General features: G+C 70.4%; 11 protein-coding genes and 1 pseudogene. 6 read left to right on the forward strand and 6 right to left on the reverse strand.

What is annotated here, in order from left to right:
* Positions 1-90: 90 nt before the first annotated feature.
* Positions 91-540 carry a GNAT family N-acetyltransferase gene (locus AB0M62_RS24985; protein WP_366076513.1) on the reverse strand — a complete coding sequence of 150 codons (450 nt, stop codon included), beginning with the start codon at positions 538-540 and terminating at the stop codon, positions 91-93.
* Between the two features lie 131 nt (positions 541-671).
* On the opposite strand from AB0M62_RS24985, the gene AB0M62_RS24990 reads away from it, so the two are divergent.
* On the forward strand, positions 672-3,329 hold the full coding sequence (locus tag AB0M62_RS24990; protein WP_366076514.1) for a SpoIIE family protein phosphatase: 2,658 nt from the start codon (positions 672-674) through the stop codon (positions 3,327-3,329).
* Between the two features lie 193 nt (positions 3,330-3,522).
* On the opposite strand, the gene AB0M62_RS24995 is transcribed toward AB0M62_RS24990, so the two are convergent.
* From AB0M62_RS24995 to AB0M62_RS25010, 4 genes and pseudogenes are all read right to left on the reverse strand, one after another.
* Positions 3,523-5,640 (reverse strand): SpoIIE family protein phosphatase, encoded by a 2,118-nt coding sequence (locus AB0M62_RS24995; protein ID WP_366076515.1) that lies wholly within the window; start codon positions 5,638-5,640, stop codon positions 3,523-3,525.
* A gap of 303 nt (positions 5,641-5,943) precedes the next feature.
* Positions 5,944-6,333 (reverse strand): STAS domain-containing protein, encoded by a 390-nt coding sequence (locus AB0M62_RS25000; protein ID WP_366076516.1) that lies wholly within the window; start codon positions 6,331-6,333, stop codon positions 5,944-5,946.
* Between the two features lie 3 nt (positions 6,334-6,336).
* A complete protein-coding gene (locus AB0M62_RS25005) occupies positions 6,337-7,800 on the reverse strand; it encodes a GAF domain-containing SpoIIE family protein phosphatase (RefSeq protein ID WP_366076517.1) in 1,464 nt (487 codons plus the stop codon).
* A 251-nt stretch (positions 7,801-8,051) separates the two neighbouring features.
* Positions 8,052-8,222: pseudogene (locus AB0M62_RS25010) on the reverse strand (polysaccharide deacetylase family protein); the annotation flags it as partial.
* A gap of 214 nt (positions 8,223-8,436) precedes the next feature.
* Here AB0M62_RS25010 and AB0M62_RS25015 point away from each other — a divergent pair.
* The 4 genes from AB0M62_RS25015 (at position 8,437) to AB0M62_RS25030 (ending at position 16,125) form a co-directional block, all read left to right on the forward strand.
* Entirely contained in the window at positions 8,437-12,753 is a 4,317-nt protein-coding gene (locus tag AB0M62_RS25015) for a HAMP domain-containing protein (RefSeq protein ID WP_366076518.1), read from the forward strand.
* Positions 12,750-15,071 (forward strand): SpoIIE family protein phosphatase, encoded by a 2,322-nt coding sequence (locus AB0M62_RS25020; RefSeq protein ID WP_366076519.1) that lies wholly within the window; start codon positions 12,750-12,752, stop codon positions 15,069-15,071. Before AB0M62_RS25015 ends, AB0M62_RS25020 begins: the two co-directional genes overlap by 4 nt.
* Positions 15,072-15,123: 52 nt before the next feature.
* On the forward strand, positions 15,124-15,480 hold the full coding sequence (locus AB0M62_RS25025) for an STAS domain-containing protein (protein WP_366076520.1): 357 nt from the start codon (positions 15,124-15,126) through the stop codon (positions 15,478-15,480).
* Between the two features lie 126 nt (positions 15,481-15,606).
* A complete protein-coding gene (locus AB0M62_RS25030) occupies positions 15,607-16,125 on the forward strand; it encodes a MarR family transcriptional regulator (protein WP_366076521.1) in 519 nt (172 codons plus the stop codon).
* 16 nt (positions 16,126-16,141) lie between these two features.
* Here AB0M62_RS25030 and AB0M62_RS25035 read toward each other — a convergent pair whose 3' ends face one another.
* Positions 16,142-17,329, reverse strand: a complete 1,188-nt coding sequence (locus AB0M62_RS25035; RefSeq protein WP_366076522.1) for a PP2C family protein-serine/threonine phosphatase — start codon at positions 17,327-17,329, stop codon at positions 16,142-16,144.
* Between the two features lie 145 nt (positions 17,330-17,474).
* On the opposite strand from AB0M62_RS25035, the gene AB0M62_RS25040 reads away from it, so the two are divergent.
* The gene (locus AB0M62_RS25040) at positions 17,475-18,944 is read left to right on the forward strand and encodes a diacylglycerol kinase family protein (RefSeq protein WP_366076523.1); all 1,470 of its coding nucleotides are present in this window, start codon (positions 17,475-17,477) and stop codon (positions 18,942-18,944) included.
* Positions 18,945-18,964 lie beyond the last annotated feature (20 nt).

Genomic DNA, 18,964 nt, shown 5'->3' on the forward strand with positions numbered 1-18,964 from the left:
CCGTCCGGCAAGGGACCTGAGGGGCTGGGCAGGGAGGTTTATCCCGGCGAGTTCCCGGAGGCGGCGCGCTGAGGTGCGGCGGTATGCGGTCTAGAGCAGCCGCTCGAAGCACAGGGAAGTCTCCAGGCCGGCGTAGGCGCCGAAATTCGGGATCCGCCCATAGCCGGAGCGGGTGTAGAAGCGGACGGCGGCGGGCTGGCGGTCCCCGGTCTCCAGCCGAAGACTCGTCCATCCTTGCCCGCGCGCCCACTCCTCCAGCGCGCGGAGGATACGCGCGGCGATGCCCGAACCGCGCCGGGCAGGGTCGACGTACATGCGCTTGACCTCGCCGGCCCCTCCCCCGAGGTCGCGCAGTCCTCCGCACCCCACAGCGGTGCCGTCGTCCTCGCACGCCACGAAGAAGACCGCGATGTCGGCTGCCGACGGCGCCACCCCGGGCTCGCTGTCCGGAGTCCCGTACACGTCGGCGATCTCAGCTCGCTGCCGGGCGCGCAGTGCGGTGGCGGCCGGGTCCGTCCAGGACACCTGTTCGATCTTCATGCTGCGAATTCTGCCGAGAACGTGTTTCCGCCGGGTAAACCGACAGCGCCGGCGCTTCGCTGGGTACGACGTTTCTGGCGTGTACGAGACAAGGGTCGCGCGCGGGTGAGTAGGACGTGTTAGATGAAGTCATGGGCGGAACCCTCGGGCGCCTGCGCGCGATCCTCGGAGTGCGAACCGTCGCCGGTCAGGTTTTCGTCCTACAGGTGGCGGTGGTGGTGCTGCTCGTGGTGGCCGCCGTGGTTGCGCTCGTACTGCAGTCCCGTACGGACAGCGAGCGGGAGGCCCGCAACCGGTCGGTCGCCGTTGCCGAGACCTTCGCGAATTCCCCTGGGATCGTGGAAGCCCTGGAAGGTCCCGACCCCACGAGTGTGCTGCAACCGCGGGCCGAGGAGGCACGGAAGCGGTCCGGGGTCGACTTCATCGTCGTGATGAACACGGATGGAATCCGCTACACCCACCCCCTGCCGGACCGGATCGGGAAGCAGTTCGTCGGCAATCTGGAGCCGGCACTGGAGGGGGGAGTCGTCACGGAGACGATCACTGGGACCATCGGGCCATTGGTGCAGGCCGTGGTTCCCGTCACCGCCAGTGACGGCAGAGTCGTCGGGCTGGTGTCTGCCGGGATCACCATCGAGAACGTGAGCGGCGTCGTGGAGGAACAGCTTCCACTGCTGCTCGGCTCCGCTGCCGGGGTACTCGTCCTCGCCACGGCCGGCACGGCGCTGGTGAGCAGACGTCTGCTCCGCCAGACCCGGGGACTCGGCCCCGTCGAGATGACCCGCATGTACGAACATCATGACGCCGTCCTGCATGCCGTCCGGGAGGGCGTTCTCATCCTCGGCGCGGACGGCCGGATCCTTCTCGCCAACGACGAAGCGCGCCGGCTGCTCGACCTGCCTGCCGACGTGGAGGGCCGCCCGGTCGCCGATCTCGGGCTGGACCCCGGCACCGCGCGGCTGCTGACTTCGGGGCGGGTGGCCACCGACGAGGTGCACCTGGCCGGGGACCGGCTGCTGGCCGTGAACCAGCGGTCGACCGACCAGGGCGGCGGGCCGGCCGGCACCGTCGCGACGTTGCGGGACACCACCGAACTGCGCGCCCTGACGGGCAGGGCGGATGTGGCGCGGGGGCGCCTGAAACTGCTGTACGACGCGGGAATGGAGATCGGCACCGGCCTGGACGTGGTGCGCACCTCGCAGGAGCTGGCGGACTTCGCGGTCCCCCGGTTCGCCGACTTCGTGACCGTCGATCTGGCGGACCCGGTCCTGCGCGGGGAAGAGCCGGGGGACGGCACGGACATGCGACGCATCGCGTTCCGGGGCATCCGGGACGACACGCCGCTCTACGCGACCGGGAAGCTGATCCACTTTCTGCCGACAACGCCGCAGGCAGCCGGTTTCGAGACGGGGAAGGCCGTGCTCGAGGCGGACATGACCACCTTCTCCGGCTGGCAGGTACAGGACCCCGAGCGGGCCAGGAAGCTCGTCGAGTTCGGAATCCATTCGATGATCGCGGCGCCGCTGCGCGCCCGGGGCGTCATCCTCGGCGTGGCCACCTTCTGGCGGGCGGAGAAGCCCGAGCCCTTCGAGGACGACGACGTGTCCCTCGCCGAGGAACTGGTCGCCCGCGCGGCGGTGAGCATCGACAACGCCCGCCGCTACACGCGCGAGCACACCATGGCGGTCACGCTGCAGCGGAGTCTGCTGCCGCACGCCCTGCCCGAGCAGAACGCGCTCGACGTCGCCCACCGCTATCTGCCGGCGCAGGCCGGCCGGGGCGGAGTGGGTGGGGACTGGTTCGACGTGATACCGCTGCCCGGTGCCCGGGTGGCGCTCGTGGTGGGGGACGTCGTCGGCCACGGCCTGCATGCCGCGGCCACGATGGGCCGGCTGCGGACCGCGGTCCACAACTTCTCCACCCTGGACCTGCCGCCGGACGAGATCCTGTGGCACATGGACGAGCTGGTATCCCGAATCGACCAGGACGAGACCGACGACGGCGCGGTGGCCCCGGTCACCGGGGCCACATGTCTGTACGCGATCTACGACCCGGGCACCAGGGTGTGCACCCTCGCCCGGGCAGGTCATCTCGAGCCCGCGGTCGTGCATCTCGACGGCAGTGTGGAGTTTCCCGCCATTCCCGGAGGTCCGCCGCTCGGCCTGGGAAGTCTGCCGTTCGAGACGACCGAGTTGGAGCTTCCCGAGGGCAGCAGCCTGGTCCTCTACACGGACGGGCTGGTGGAGGACCACGGCCGGGACATCGACGAGGGCCTGGAGGTGCTGCGTCGCGTACTGGCCCACCCCGACCGGACGCCCGAGGAGACCTGCGACACGGTGCTGGAAGCCCTCTTGTCCAAGCGGCCGCGCGACGACGTCGCGCTCGTCGTCGCCCGTACGCGCGTCCTTGGCGCCGACCGCACAGTCACCTGGGACGTGCCACCCGACCCCTCGGAGGTTGCCCGGGTGCGCGCCGCGGCAGCCCGGACGCTGAGCGAATGGGGACTGGAGGAAGAGGCCTTCACCACGGAGCTGATCCTGAGCGAGTTGGTCACCAACGCCATCCGTTATGGCACGGACCCGATCCGCGTACGCCTGCTCCTTGACCGGTCCCTGATCTGCGAGGTCACGGACGGCAGCAGCACGTCGCCGCATCTGCGGCGGGCGGCCACGACGGACGAGGGCGGCCGGGGACTCTTCCTGGTGGCCCAGTTCGCGGAGCGCTGGGGCACCAGGTACACCGAGTCCGGCAAGGTCATCTGGACGGAACAACTGCTCCCCCAGGACTGACCACCCGCCGTCGAGCGGACATGCCGCGGGTCAGGCCGACGCGAGGCGCAGCACGAGGGACGCTCGACCTCGGTATGGACGACGTTCATCTCCCGCAGAGCCGCGCTCCCCTCGGGGGTGATGATGTGCCTGGCCCGGTCGCCGGGGTCGCGGCGGCGCTGGACCCGTGAATGATCTTGCACTGCTGCCCGCTTCAATGACCCCGAGCCGGGGGTCGGTCGGCGGATACGGATGGGGACCGGGCCCGGGCGATGAGCAGGGCCACGTCGTCGTGGTCCCCGGGGTGGCGCAGCGCGTGCAGCAGCACATCACACGTCTCCTCCAGGGAGCGCAGCGGCTCGCCGAGCAGACCGATGAGCTCGTCCAGTCGTTCGTCGATGGCTTGGTGGCGGGTTTCGACCAGGCCATCGGTGTAGAGGACGAGTACGTCGCCGGGATGCAGATCGACCTCGGTCGTGTGGAAGGTGGCCGCGCCTACCCCGAGCGGGGTGCCGGTGGGCAGGTCGAGCAGTTCGGGGGGCCGCCCGGGGCGTACCAGGACAGGGGGCAGGTGTCCGGCGCTGGAGATGAGGCACCGGTGGTTGCGGGGATCGTAAACGGCGTAGACGCAGGTCGTGATGGTCTGCCCCATGCGGTCGGTGATGCGGTCGAGGTGGTGCAGCACCTGGGCAGGCTCGAGATCCAGTTCGGCCAGGGTCCGGGTGGCGGTGCGGAGCTGGCCCATCGTGGCGGCGGCGCTGATGCCGCTGCCCATGACGTCGCCGACGACGAGCGCCGTCTGGTCGTCGGTCAGCGGGATGACGTCGAACCAGTCGCCCCCCACCTCACTGGCTGCCTGGGCCGGCTGGTAGCGGTAGGCGATCTCCAGCCCGGGCTGGTCCGGTGGCCGCTGGGGAAGCAGGCTGCGCTGCAGGGTCAGGGCGGTGTTGCGCACCTGCTGGTACCACCGGGCGTTGTCGATGCACACGGCCGCGCGCGCGGCCAGTTCGCCGGCCAGCACCTCATCGTCCGCGGTGAACGGCGCCGGGTTGTTACGGGTGCGCTTGAGGTCGAGAACGCCGAGGACCTCGCCTCGGGCGATCAGCGGAACGGCAAGGTAGGAGTGCACTCCAGCGGCGGACAGGAGGCGGGCGGCTTCAGGGCTGCGGGCGATGCGGGTCAGATCGTCGTCGCCGACCTGGGGCACACGGACCGGCCTGGCGGTGTTCACGCTCCGGGTGACCAGCCGGTCGGCCTCGTACCGGGCGACCTCGCCGGGCTGGTCGGCCGCCTCCACCGCCTCGGTGGGGTGAGCGGCGGCCAGCGCCAGAGCGCGGAAGACGGCGGGTCCCTGATGTGCGTCCGCGGACGGGCGGCCGTTCAGGACGAGATCGAGTACGTCCACCGCCGCCACATCGGCCAGATCCCGCACGGACAGCTCCGCGAGCTCCCGGGCGGTCTGGTCGAGGTCCAGCGTCGTTCCGATACGCATGGACGCGTCGGCGACCAGTGCAAGACGACGGCGTGCCTCGGCCGCCTCGGCCCTGGCGAGATACCGCTCGGTGACCTCCACAACGGAGGTCGCCACTCCCAGTACCTTCCCGTTCGAAGTCTCCAGCCGGTAGAAGGACACCGACCACGCGTGCTCACTCTCCGGATCCGCCGGGGTGCGCCCGATGTACTCCTGGTCGAGGATCGGAGTACCGGTGGCCAGGACCTTGCGCATCGCGGACTCGATGGCTTCGGCATCCAGGAACGGCAGGGCCTCGCTGGCACGCCGGCCCACGTGCTCGGCAGCGGGCAGGCCGTTGATGCGTTCCAGCGCCGGGTTGACGGCGACATAGCGCAGGTCGGTGTCGACGACCGACAGTCCGATCGGTGACTGGGAGACCAGTCGGGTGGACAGTGCCAGATCCCGCTCCACGCGGCGCAAGGTGGCCTGGCGCGTCGCCAGGCCCAGGGCGTACAGGTCCCCGTTCTCGTCCTCCAGCCGCATATTGCGGAATTCCACGAGCTTGGTGCTGCCGTCCTTGTGCCGTATGGGAAAGACGCCTGCCCAGCCCCCCTCGCCCGACATGACCCGCGTGAACAGCTGCGCCACCAGTTCCAGATGCTCCTCGTGAACCATCAGCCGGCCCGCGAACCCGCCGAGCGCCTCCCCGGCGGTGTAACCGAACAGCTCCTCCGCCTGCGGACTCCACAGCACGATCCGCCCGTCCCCGTCCAGCACCACAGCGGCGACGCTCAGCACGTCCAGCAGCCCGCCGGGCTCGGACGTCACGGCGCTCGCGGGCCGCCCCGGATCCGCCGGGAAGGACTCGGCTGCACACATCCCATTGCCTCCTCCGCCTGCCCGCACCGCCCGATGTGCCCGGCGCCTGCGCGGCCGGCGCCGCAGCTGTCCGGACCTCCCGGCGCCGTTCCATCGTCTCTCGGCCCCGCCCGAACCTGCACCCCCGCCGCAGGGGACGTCAACCGTGTAGCGGTCGGGACTGCCGGCCGGACTATGCCCCGCTCCGGTCCGCGGAGCGGGTGCACGGTCTGTGGCGGGGCATCAGTACTCACTACGAAAAGACCGCAGCCATCCACCTTGTCGGCATCTCCCTTTGCTCCGCCCGTTGATCCAACGGACCCCCTAGGCAGGTTCCGGGGTGGGGGCTGCGCCCTCGCGCGCCTTGAGGGCGTCGGCGGGATGGGCATAGGACGGCATCAGCCGGCTCACGCCGGTGAGGTCGAGCATCCGGGCCAGTCGGTCGGGAACGGCGGCCAGTGCCAGGGAGCCGTCGACGTCCTTGGCGCAGCGGAGAACGCCGATCAGGGCGTTGAAGCCGGAGGAGTCGCAGAAGGTGACGCCGCCCAGGTCCAGGATCAGGTGCGAGTGGCCTTGCGAGATGAGCTCCAGAGCACGGGCGCGCAGGGCCGGGGCGGTCTCGATGTCGATCTGGCCGCCGACGGTGACCTGGGCGAGGGGGCCATCGGTGGCTGCGACGGCCAGGGTGAAGTTGGTGAAGTTGGTGTCGGTCACGGGTCAGTGCTCCTGGCCGGTGCGGGCGTCATGAGAGGGCGCGGGTGCGCCGGCGGTGTGGGCGGTGGCGACGGTGCCGGGGCCGTCGGCCACGGGGCGAAGAGGTACGGACAGGGCGAGGAGGGCGATGTCGTCGCCGGCGCCCTCGGGTAGGTCCGTGATCAGGGCGACGGTGTCCTCCACCAGCGCGGTCGCGGTCGCAGGGCGGGTGCGCCGGGTGAGAAAGGCGCAGAGTCCGTGTTCGCCCAGCATGCTGCCATCGGCGAGGCGGGCCTCTGTGAGTCCGTCGGTGTACAGCAACAGGCTGTGGCCCGGGGCCAGATGGATGGTGTGGGAGGCGAAGTGGGCTTCGGGGAATGCGCCGACCAGCATTCCGCCCGCGGGGCCCACGCCTTCCACCCGTACCCCGTCGCCCGGACCTTCGGGGTGGAGATGGAGGATCGGAGGGTGGCCGCCGGTGGCGACCGTCACGGTGAAGCCGCCGCGCGGATCGGGGTCGAGGGTGCCGAATACGCAGGTGCAGAACCGGCTGCCGGTGGAAGGGTCCAGCAGCAGCGCGCTGTTGAGCGCGCCGAGCACGTCCTCGGGGTCGTCATGGTGCTGGGCGGCTGCACGCAGGGTGTAGCGGGTCAGTGAGGTGACGGCTGCGGCCTCGGCGCCCTTGCCGCACACGTCGCCCAGGAAGAACGCCCATCGGCTGCCGCCGAGGGGAAAGACGTCGTAGAAGTCCCCGCCGACATCGCGTGGCGAGTCGGTCTGGTAGTGGCAGGCCAACTCCAGCCCAAGAACGGCCGGAAGCGCCGGAGGCAGAAGCGTGCGCTGCAGTGTGGAGGCGAAGGAGGCGATGGCGGCCATGTCGCGTTCGGCCCGCTTGCGCGCCTCTTCCTGCTCCTTGCGACGCTCCTGTTCTCCGCGCAGCAGGTGCAGGGCCGACAGTCGCAGCTCCAGCGCGTCGAGCACCACCGTGGCGAGGTCGGCCAGGGTGGCGGTGTCCGCCTCGGTGATCAGACGGGGGCGCGTATCGAGGATGTTGACCGTACCCAACCGGTGTCCGTCGCTGGTGATGATGGGGGCGGCGGCGTAGAACCGTACTCCCATCGGGCCCGCGACCAGCGGGTTGCTGCAGGCGACCGGGTCGGTGAGGGTGTCGGGGATTACCAGGGATTCGTCGGCCAGGATCGCCGAGGCGCACAGGCCGGGGTCCCGGCCGATCTCCTTTACCCCTTCCAGGCCGTGCGCCGCCTTGAACCAGATCCGGTCGGTGTCGACGATTGTCACGGTCGCCACGGGAACGTCGAACAGGCGGGCCGCCATTGCCGCGACACGGTCGAACGCGCCGTCGGGCGGGGTGTCGAGGATGTCGTAGCGGCGCACCGCCGCCATCCGAGTCGCCTCTTCCCCGGCCGGCGGCGCGCACTTCAGGCCTGGCGCAGCACCGGGCGAGGCCGCAGGTACACGTGTCTGCATTTCTGCCCCCTTCTGACGACCTGACCATCTGACGGCTTATCGCCTCGGCGGCTCGGCCGCCGTGGAGCCGGTTTCCCCGGGCGACCTTATGACAGGGCCGGGCGCCGGAACACCGCGGTGGGGTCGCCGGGCAGGATTCCCGGCCTGGCGAGTCCATGGTCCGCGAGCCGGCCGACCGTCAGGCCGCGGGTACGGCACACGGCGACCAGTTCGGGCAGCGCGCCCAGTGCCGCGCGCCAGGAACCGGCGTGGAGGAAGAGCGGGGTGCTGTCGGGGTCGGGGCCGTCGTCGAACGTGAGCGCCACCCGGCGGGGATCGCCCCGGCCGTCGAGTGCGGGGCTCAGGGCGCTCCGGACCGGCGGCAGCCAGGTGGTGGCGGGGCCGATGTGCCATCCGGCGACAGTGAGCGCCGCGACGGCCAGACACGTACAGGCCGCTCCGCCGGTACCGGCCGACGACGAGTGAGGGACGTGCGTTCGAGGGCTGCTGAGCAGGCCTTCGAGTGCGAATGTTTGCCTCATGACAACTGTGGCACTATGAGGCCGGGCGCATGTCCGGACCGTTGAGGGCGTCTGTCGACCGACCCCATCCCGGGCAGTTGGCGACGGTTTTGCAAGGCGAGGGGCGGGAAACAGCATGGCTGTCGGGCAGGGGGCGGGCAAGAGGGCCACAGGGCGCGGCACCGGGAGGACAGCCCCGGCGGGTGCCGTGGGCGAACCGGAGTTGAGGCAGTTGCTCGCCGGCCTCACCGCCGTACGCGACGGCGACTTCGGCACGCGACTGCCGGCCGACAGCGGCGGTCTCCTCGGCGAGATCGCCACGGTGTTCAACGGCATGGTGGACCAGCTGTCCCTGTTCACCTCCGAGGTCACCAGGGTCGCCCGCGAAGTCGGTACGGAAGGCCGGCTGGGAGGGCAGGCCCACGTGCCAGGCGTCGACGGCACCTGGAAGGATCTGACGGACTCCGTCAACGCCATGGCGGGCAACCTCACCACCCAAGTACGTGACATCGCCCAGGTGGCCACCGCGGTGGCGCGAGGAGATCTCTCGCAGAAGATCACCGTCGATGCGCGTGGGGAGATCCACGAGCTAAAGAAGACCATCAACACCATGGTCGACGAACTGTCCTCCTTCGCCGACGAGGTCACCAGGGTCGCCCGCGAGGTGGGCACCGACGGCCGCCTCGGCGGCCAGGCTCAGGTCCCCGGAGTCGGCGGCACCTGGCGGGACCTCACGGATTCGGTCAATTTCATGGCCGGAAACCTCACCGCCCAGGTGAGGTCGATCGCGCAGGTCGCGACCGCGGTGGCGCAGGGCGACCTGACCCGCAAGATCGACGTGGACGCGCGCGGCGAGATCCTCGAACTCAAGACCACCATCAACACCATGGTCGACCAGCTCTCCGCCTTCGCCGCCGAGGTCACCAGAGTGGCCCGGGAAGTCGGAACCGAGGGACGCCTGGGCGGCCAGGCGGACGTCAAGGGTGTCTCGGGCACGTGGAAGGACCTCACCGAGTCCGTCAACGTGATGGGCGACAACCTGACCGCCCAGGTTCGGTCGATCGCGCAGGTCACGACCGCCGTCGCCCAGGGGGACCTCTCCCAGAAGATCCGGGTGGACGCGCGCGGCGAGATCCTGGAGCTGAAGGAGACCATCAACACGATGGTCGACCAGCTCTCCGCCTTCGCCGACGAAGTGACCCGGGTGGCCCGCGAGGTCGGCACGGAGGGCAACCTCGGCGGCCAGGCCACGGTCCGGGGCGTGTCGGGCACGTGGAAGGACCTCACCGACAACGTCAACGTCATGGCGTCCAACCTCACCAGCCAGGTGCGGTCGATCGCGCAGGTCGCCACTGCCGTGGCCCGGGGCGACCTCTCCCAGAAGATCACCGTCGAGGCCAAGGGCGAGGTCGCCGCGCTCGCCGGAGTGATCAACACGATGGTCACCACGCTCTCCGCCTTCGCGGACGAGGTGACCCGGGTGGCCCGCGAGGTAGGTACCGAGGGCATCCTCGGCGGCCAGGCTCAGGTGCCGAACGTGGCCGGCACCTGGAAGGACCTGACCGAGAACGTCAACTCGATGGCGAACAACCTCACCAACCAGGTCCGCAACATCGCGCAGGTGACCACGGCCGTGGCCCAGGGCGACCTCACCCGCAAGATCGACGTGGACGCGCGCGGCGAGATCCTCGAGCTCAAGACCACCATCAACACCATGGTCGACCAGCTTTCCTCCTTCGCCGCGGAGGTCACCAGAGTGGCCCGGGAGGTGGGCAGCGAAGGACGCCTCGGAGGTCAGGCCGAGGTCGAGGGCGTGTCCGGGACGTGGAAGCGACTGACGGAGAACGTCAACGAGCTGGCGGGCAACCTCACTCGGCAGGTGCGTGCCATCGCGGAAGTCACCAGCGCTGTCGCCGAGGGCGACCTCACGCGTTCCATCACGGTCGACGCGTCCGGGGAGGTCTCCGAGCTCAAGGACAACATCAACTCCATGGTGGAGTCGCTCCGCGAGACCACCCGGGCCAACCAGGAACAGGACTGGCTCAAGACCAACCTCGCGCGCATCTCGGGCCTGATGCAGGGCCGGCGCGACCTCAAGGTCGTGGCCGAGCTCATCATGGACGAACTGACCCCCCTCGTCGGTGCCCAGTACGGCGGTTTCTACCTGGCGCAGGACAGCGACGGGGTCAGCGAGCTCGAGCTGATCGGTTCGTACGGGCACCCCGACCGTCCCGACGACTCCAGTGAGCCGGTGCGCTTCCGGCTCGGCCAGTCGCTGGTGGGCCAGGCTGCCCGTAGCCGGCGCACCATCGCGATCGACGCCCTGCCGGCCGACTACATCACCATCTCCTCCGGCCTGGGTTCGACCAGTCCCTCGAGCCTGATCGTGCTGCCCATCGTTGTCGAGGACCAGGTGCTCGGCGTGATCGAGCTGGCCTCGGTCACCGCTTTCACCGAGGTGCACCGTGACTTCCTCGACCAGTTGATGGAAACGGTCGGGGTCAACGTCAACACCATCGTGGCGAACGCCCGTACCGACGAGCTGCTGGGTGAGTCGCAGCGCCTGGCTGCGGAGCTCCAGGCCCGGTCGGGCGAACTCCAAGTCCGCCAGGAGGAGTTGCAGAACTCCAACGCCGAGCTGGAGGAGAAGGCGGCGCTCCTCGCCACGCAGAACCGCGACATCGAGACGAAGAACCTGGAGATCGAGCAGGCCCGGCAGGAACTGGAGGAGCGCGCCCGGCAGTTGTCGCTGGCCTCCAAATACAAGTCGGAGTTCCTGGCCAACATGAGTCACGAGCTGCGCACCCCGCTCAACAGTCTGCTCATCCTCGCCCAGCTCCTGGCGCAGAATCCCACCCGGAACCTCTCGCCCAAGCAGGTGGAGTACGCCGGCGTCATCCACTCGGCCGGTTCCGATCTCCTGCAGCTCATCAACGACATCCTCGACCTGTCCAAGGTCGAGGCGGGAAAGATGGACATCAATCCCGAACGGGTGCCGCTGCGCCGCCTGCTGGACTACGTCGAGGCGACCTTCCGGCCGATGACCGCCCAGAAGGGCCTGGACTTCCGTATCAGCGTCGCCCCCGGCGTTCCCGGCGAACTGATCACCGACGACTCCCGGCTGCGGCAGGTCCTGCGCAACCTGCTCTCCAACGCGGTCAAGTTCACCGAGGAAGGAGCCGTGGAGCTGCGCATCGACCCGGCGGCCGAGTCCGATGTCCTGCCGGCCGTACGGAAGCACGGCCCGGCGCTGGCCTTCCGGGTCCTGGACACCGGCATCGGTATCGCCGAGCCGCAGCTCGAAGCGATTTTCGGTGCCTTCCAGCAGGCGGACGGTACGACCAGCCGCAAGTACGGCGGCACCGGCCTCGGTCTGCCCATCAGCCGGGAGATCGCCCACCTGCTGGGCGGATCCATCCAGGCGGCCAGCACGCCGGGCGAGGGCAGCACGTTCACATTGCACCTTCCCGTGGCCCGGTTCGACGCACGCGAGTCCGAGTCACTGGAGCCGGCGCTGTCGCCGGACGAGGACGAGTCGCGAGCGCAGGCGGAGCCCACGCGCAGGGCAGTCCCGGGCCGACGCCGCCTGCTGGTGATCGAGGACCGGCCGCATGGACTGCTGTCGCTGGTCGCCGAGAGCGCCGTCGCCGAGCTGGCGGACAATCACAGCCTCGTCGATGCGCGAGGTCCGGTGCATCTGCGGACCGCGGTGGGCCCGGAGGAAGCGGCTGCGGCCCTGGCCGCGGAGCCGTTCCACTGCCTCGTGCTTGGCCTGGACATGCCCGACGGCGCCGCCATGCACCTGCTGGAGGCGCTGAACGGTGACCCCGCCCTGCGGCACGTGCCGGTGCTGGCCCACCACACACGCCGGCTGGAGCACCAGCAGGAGACCCAACTGCTCGAGTGGGCGCGGGTGAAGCCTCTGGAACTTCTGCCCAGCCTCGACGAGCTGCGCGAGCGGATCGCGCTGCATCTGACGGCGGAGCGGCCGGCCGACGTCCTGCCGCTGGTGCGGTCGGCGACTGCCGAGGCTCAGGTCCCGAGACAGCAGGTGGTGGACGAGGGGCCGGACAGCGATCTGTCGGGGCGCGTCGTCCTGATCGTCGACGACGACGCCCGCAACGTCTACGCCCTCACCGGGATCCTGGAGTTGTACGGCTTGCGTGTGCTGCACGCCGACAACGGCCGCAAGGGGCTGGAGGTCCTCTCCGAGCAGAGCGATGTCGAGCTGATCCTCATGGATGTGATGATGCCCGAGATGGACGGCTACGCGGCGACGGCCGCGATCCGGGCCATGCCGGAGTACGCGGATCTCCCGATCATCGCCGTGACCGCCAAGGCCATGCAGGGCGACCGGGACAAGAGCCTGGCCGCGGGGGCCAACGACTACATCACCAAGCCGGTCGACTCGGCCGTGCTCGTGGCCTGCATGCGCCGCTGGCTGAACCGGTGAGCGGGGACGGACAGGGCGTGGAGGCCCTGGCCGCAACCGTCGAGCAGCTGCGCCGCGACCTCGCCCTCGCGCAGGAGTCCGCGGACGCCCGCGCGCTGATCGGGATCGCCACCGGCATTCTGGTCGAGCGCGGACACGGCGGCCCGACGGCGTCCGCGCGGTATCTGGAAGGCCTGGCGGAGGCCGCGCGGCTCCCGCTGCTGGAGCTGGCGGCCGACGTCGTCAACGCCGCGTCCCACGACGCCGTCACCGAGGCGCTGCCCGCCGGGCAGGCGAACACGGACGGAGACAACGTCGCGGGTCCGGTGCTGCGCCTGCGGGCAGCCGAGGCCGGTTCCCTGTCCAGCGACGCCCAGTCCGCGGCCGAGTCACTGCTGGACCAGGCACTCGCCCCGCTCGGCGCCAACGCGCTGGCGCTCTGGGCGGCAGGACGGGACGGCGCACTGATACTGGCCGGCCATGCCGGGTTCCGGCGCGGGGAGGCCGAGCGGTGGCGGTACGTTCCACCCGGCGTCGGCACCGTCGCGCAGCGGGTCCTGACCGAGCGGAGGCCCCAGTGGCACGGTTCCCTGCCCGCCGGCACGCTCGGCATCGGCCTCGGGCGCGGCGGTGCGGGAGCCCGAGCGGTGTTGCCGGCGGAGGTCTCGGGCCGCACACTCGGCGTCCTGGAAGTGTGCTGGCCCCATCCTCAGCCGCCGCTCACGCCCGCCACCACCCGGCAGCTCGACGCGCTCGCCGACCTGTGCGCCCACACACTGCCGGGTACGGACGTACAGGCGGCCGGCGCCGACGGCGAACCCGGTGACGCGGTGAGCGTGCTGATCGACCTGGCCGACAGTCTCCTCGACTCCGCGCTGGTGCTGCGGCCGCTGCTGGACGACCAGGACGCAGTGACCGATTTCCAGATCGCCTACACGAACGGGCACTTCACGGATCTGGCCGGGCGCTCACGTGCCGCGGTCACCGGTATGAGCCTGCTGGAGGCATACCCTCTGACCGCTCGGGAGAACGGCCTGTACGAGCACGTCCTGCGGGTCCACGCCACGGGCGAACCGTTCCGGGCCGAGCGGATGACTCTGGGAGCCCTGGTCGACGACGTACCCCTCAGCACGGTGGCGTCGGTGGGCCTGGGCCGGTACGGCGACACCGTGCTGCTCAGCTGGCGTCTGGAGAGCGAGGCGACACGGCTGGCCGAACTCCTCCAGCACGCGCAACGGCTGGGCCGGATCGGCGGCTTCGAGGAAAACACCGTCACCGGGCGGGTCATCTGGAACACGGAGCTGTTCTCGCTCTTCGGGCTGCCGTCCAGCTCCTCCGTCGTGCCGCTCGAACGGCTTCACAAGCACGCCCATCCGGACGATTCGGTGGCCATCGGCCGATTCCTGCGCACGCTGATGCATCACCGGCACTCCGCGTCCACGGCGTTCCGACTGCAACGTGCCGACGGTGTGGTGCGCTACATCCGCATCGTCGGCGAACCGGTCACCGACCCTTCCGGGCACCTGCTCGCAGTCCGCGGTGCCTACCAGGACGTCTCCGCCCAGCACTGGACCGAGGTCGCGCTGGCCGCCACCCGCGACCGGCTCGCCGACACCGAGCAGCAGTCAGCCGAACGCAACCGGCTCGCTCTGCAACTGCAGCAGGCGATCATGCCCCCCTCACCTGCCCCGGTCGACACGTCCGGACTGCGGGTGGCCGTGCGGTACCGGCCGGCCGAGGAAGGCCACCTGGTGGGTGGCGACTGGTACGACGCGGTGGTGCTGCCCACCAAGCAGGTGCTGCTCGCGGTGGGTGACGTGGCCGGGCACGGGATCAAGGCGGCGACCGGCATGGTGGTGCTGCGCAACGCACTGCGGGGCCTCGCCGCCACCGGTTCCGGACCGGCGCAGCTGCTCGGCTGGCTGAACTCCGTGGCTCACCACCTGACGGACCAGGTGACGGCCACGGCCGTCTGCGGCATCTACGAACCCACGACGCGGCAGTTGCGATGGGCACGAGCGGGGCACCCTCCGCCGGTGCTGGTCCGCGGCGACGAGGCCACGGCCCTGCCCCTGCCGGGCGGGATCCTGCTCGGGGCCACGGCCGAGGCCACGTACGAGGAACACCTGCTCACGCTGGAGGCCGGGGACCGGCTGCTCATGTACACCGACGGACTGATCGAGCGCCGCGACCTCTCGGTGGAGCAGTCGCTGGAGCACCTCTTGTCCGTCGCGCGCCAACCGGCACCGGAGCTCGAGAAGTATCTGGACCGCCTGCTGACCCACAGTCGCTCCGACACCGATGACGACACGTGCCTGATCGGTGTCCACCTCCAATGACATGACCGGCTGACATGCCTCACCCCCCGACCCCACTCCCAAGGCAGGAAACGTGTCCCCCAACGCCGAGAACCTGAACATAGAAGTCCGGATCCACGACGCCCGCACGGCCGTCCTCACCATCGGCGGCGAACTGGACCTCGACACCGCGACTCTGCTGCACACCCATCTGGCCAACCAGATTCATCACGGGCGCCACCGTCTGGTGCTGGACCTCTCAGCCCTGGACTTCATGGACTCGTCGGGTCTGAACGTCCTGATCAAAGCCGCTCGTGAGACGCGGCAGAACGAGGGAGACCTGCATCTGGCGGCCCCCACCCCCGCTGTTCACCGCCTGCTGGAGATCACCGGTATGAGCGCCGCCACTCCCATCCATGCCAGCGTCACCGACGCGCTCGCGTCCCGGTGAACGGAGCTGCCCAGGACGACGCACTGCCGCTCGTGACCGCTCGGGTCGGTGAAGCCGCTGTGCCGGAACCGTGGCCTCGGTGCATGTATCCGCTGCCCGTCGCCCCGGCGGCGATATGGTTGCCGGGTGGAAAGCGCAAAGGGCAGCGGCGGCGACCGGCCGTCCCGGCGGTCCCGGGACGCCGCCGGGGCCGCGGGCGACGTCATCGAGCTGCTCGAAGTGCTGTGGGAGCGGGGCCGGGACGCCGTGTCCGCCCACCCGGTGTCTCCCTCGCAGTTGCGCGTGCTGTACAGCCTGGACCGCGAGGAGGGCATCAACCTCCGCACCCTGGGGGAACTGCTGGGCTCGGCACCGCCGTCGGTCAGTCGCCTGTGTGACCGGCTAGAAGCGCTGGGCTTCATCGAGCGCGCCGCCAGTCCCGTGAGCCGGCGCGAGCTCGAACTCCGGCTCACCGGCCAGGGGAAGGCCTACCTGCGGGAGTTGCGGGTCCGGCGCGAAGAAGCCCTGGTCACCACGATCGCCGCCATGACACCCACCGCACGCAAGGCGTTGGCGGAAGGGCTCACCGGCTTCCAGAAAGCGGTGGACGCGGCGGAGACGGCCCGCAGGCCCAAGCCGGGCGACAGCACCATACGCTCGGCGTGACGCCCGGCCGTCGCCCCTACTGCCCGAAGGCGGCCCCGGTCTGCCGGCCGTACCAGTCGAGGCAGACCACGAGAGCGTCATCGTCCAGGGGGGTCTCTCCGCGGTAGGAGGCGAGTTCCCGCAGCACCGCTCCGGGTACCTGGGTGGGCGGCAGGAAACCGGTCCCGGCGAGGGAGCGGGCCAGGGCGCGCTGCCCGTAGCTTTCACCGCCCGGGGAGAGGGTCCCGTACACACCGTCGCTGCCGAACAGCAGCCGGTCGCCCGGAAGCACCTTGTGCTGCTCGGTGACGTACGCCGTGTCGCCGAACATCCCGAGGGGCAGCTGGGCGTCGAAGGAAATGGCGTCGACCGTGCGGTCCCGCATGCGCCACATGCGCGGAGACCCGGCGTCCACCGCCTCCACGTCACCGCTCGCGAGGTCGAAGCGCAGCAGCAGCACCGCGACATGCGCGGCACCCCGGTACTGGGCGTACACCGCCTGATCGGCGAGAGAGGCCTGGTCGGCCAGCCCGAGACCCGCCCGTCGTGCGTTGCGCAGGGCATTGACGGCCAGGTTGGTCAGCAGCGCGGCCTCGATCCCGTCGCCCATGCCGTTGGTCAGCGTGAGGGTGAGGTGGTCGGCGGAGACGGACCAGTCGAAGTTGTCGCCGAAGATCGCGTACGCGGGTTCGAGGTGTGCCCCCAGGGCGAACTCCGGGCGCGAACACGAACGGCCCGGCAGCAGTTGCCACTGCATCTCCGCGGCGAGGGTGAGGCGCGCGGCACGACGCGCCAGCAGGTACAGGTCCGTGTCGCGCTCCGCGACCAGGATCTCGTGCCCGAGCGCCTCGCAGATGTGCTGGATCTCCGGCAGGAGTGCCTGCGCGTAGCGGCTCTCCGGGAGAGTCACGCTGAGCACTCCCATCCGGTCCCCACGGATGGTGACCGGCAGGTGGACCACTACCGTGCCTGCTTCCCGGTCCGGCACCACGTTCGGTTCCTGTGACCCGAAGACGCGGCCCTGAGGGCTGTCGTGGATCGACACCGGCTCCGTGGTGAAAGGGATCTGCTCGACAGCCTGCAGCGACCTCATCCCGTAGTCGGCGAGCCGCAGCTCCACGCGGCCGGCCTCGTACTGTTCCCGCAGGGCCACCGTGACGACGTCGAGCAGCATGTGGGGTGCGGCGGTGCGCAGTGCACGCTCGACGGCAGCGATTCTGTCCACGTAATCCTGACTTTTCTGGCCCGTACGGATCCCTCGACCGGGTGCCTGGGCACTGTCCGATTTTACGCCGCCGGATCAATAGTTGTCATGCGGCAATATTGGAGCCTAGCGGCTGCGCTTCGCCTCCCGGGGTAGCTGCTCCACCATGAGACGACGGCATCACCTCCTCCACCTGCGAGACCGGGGCGGACCACGCTTCGCCCGAGCGGCCGACAGCGGACTGCTCTGGTACGGCGCCGCCGCGCTTCTCGGTCTGGCCGGCGGGCGCACCGCACGCAGAGCCGCGCTGCGTGGATCGGGGTCCTTCGCCCTCGCGTCCGCGATCACCAGGACGGTCGCCAAGCCGCACGCCCGGTACGAACGGACGGTCGTGGACGCGCTGCCCGTCCTGCGCCGTTTCCTGGGCCGGCCGCACAGCACGACGCCCACCGCGGGCCGGGCGGCCTCGGCCGCCGCCTTCGCCGTGGGGGTCGCCCTGGAGTCCCCGCGCTACGGAGTCGTCGTCGCCCCGTTCGCCGCGGCCGTGGCCGCCTCGCGCCTCCGGTCCGGCGTCCGCGCTTCCGGCGAAGTGCTGGCGGGGATCGCGATCGGCGCCTGCGCCGCCGCCCTGACGTCCCGTTGGTGGCCGGTGATACCTGACACTCCGGCGGTGGCGGTACGTCCCCGCCTCCCCGCTCCCCCACTGCCCGGCGGGGCCGGACTCACCCTGGTCGTCAATCCGGGGTCCGGCGTCGCCGTCGGTGCCGGAAGCTCTCACGCCACGGTGGAACGGCTGCAGTCGCTTCTGCCCGAAGCGCGGATCAGTGAGCTGGGCCCGGAGGACGACCTGGCCGCGCTGCTGGAGGGGGCGGCGAGGGAAGCCGCCGAGAGAGGCGGCGCGCTCGGCGTGTGCGGCGGTGACGGAACCGTAAACACGGCGGCGGAAGCGGCGGTACGGAACCGTGTTCCACTCGCCGTCTTCCCGGGCGGCACCTTCAACCACTTCGCCGCGGACCTCGGGATCGAGTCCATGCAGGACGTGGCGCGTGCGGTGGCCGGCGGGGACGCGATAACCGTCGACCTCGGCCGGGCGTCGTCTCCCGACGGCAACGAGAACAAGGTCTTCCTGAACACCTTCAGCCTCGGTGTGTATCCCGAACTGGTCCACGCACGGGAAAGCCTGGAGGCCAGGATCGGCAAATGGCCGGCCCTGGCCGTCGGCCTGGCCCGGGTACTGGCGAGCAGCCGCCCCATCACCGTCGCCGTCAACGGCCGCCCCCGACGGCTGTGGCTGCTCTTCGCGGGCAACGGCGTCTACCAGCCCTCGGGCTTCGCCCCGACCTACCGGACACGACTCGACGACGGCCTGCTCGACGTCCGCGCCGTGGACGGCAGCACCTCATGGGCCCGCACCCGGCTGCTCCTGGCGGTGCTCACCGGGACACTTCACAACTCGCGGGTGCTCGTCACCGCCCAGCTGCGCATGCTGCGGGTGGACGCACTGGAGGGAGACCCCCACTTCGCGTACGACGGCGAGGTCGCCCGAGTCGCCGAGGGAAGCCTGGTGCTGGAGAAGACACCGCGCGCACTGACGGTCTACAGCCCCGCCGGCGCCCAGGACCCCTGGCTCGGCTGAACCTTCCGAGGCCGCCGGGC

The sequence above is a fragment of the Streptomyces sp. NPDC051219 genome, from assembly GCF_040682335.1.
Classification (GTDB): Bacteria; Actinomycetota; Actinomycetes; order Streptomycetales; family Streptomycetaceae; genus Streptomyces.

Coding starts and splice junctions, on each gene's coding strand:
- AB0M62_RS24985 (WP_366076513.1), bottom strand. CDS start 540: ATGAAGATCGAACAGGTGTCCTGGACGGACCCGGCCGCCACCGCACTG.
- AB0M62_RS24990 (WP_366076514.1), top strand. CDS start 672: ATGGGCGGAACCCTCGGGCGCCTGCGCGCGATCCTCGGAGTGCGAACC.
- AB0M62_RS24995 (WP_366076515.1), bottom strand. CDS start 5,640: ATGTGTGCAGCCGAGTCCTTCCCGGCGGATCCGGGGCGGCCCGCGAGC.
- AB0M62_RS25005 (WP_366076517.1), bottom strand. CDS start 7,800: ATGCAGACACGTGTACCTGCGGCCTCGCCCGGTGCTGCGCCAGGCCTG.
- AB0M62_RS25015 (WP_366076518.1), top strand. CDS start 8,437: ATGGCTGTCGGGCAGGGGGCGGGCAAGAGGGCCACAGGGCGCGGCACC.
- AB0M62_RS25040 (WP_366076523.1), top strand. CDS start 17,475: ATGAGACGACGGCATCACCTCCTCCACCTGCGAGACCGGGGCGGACCA.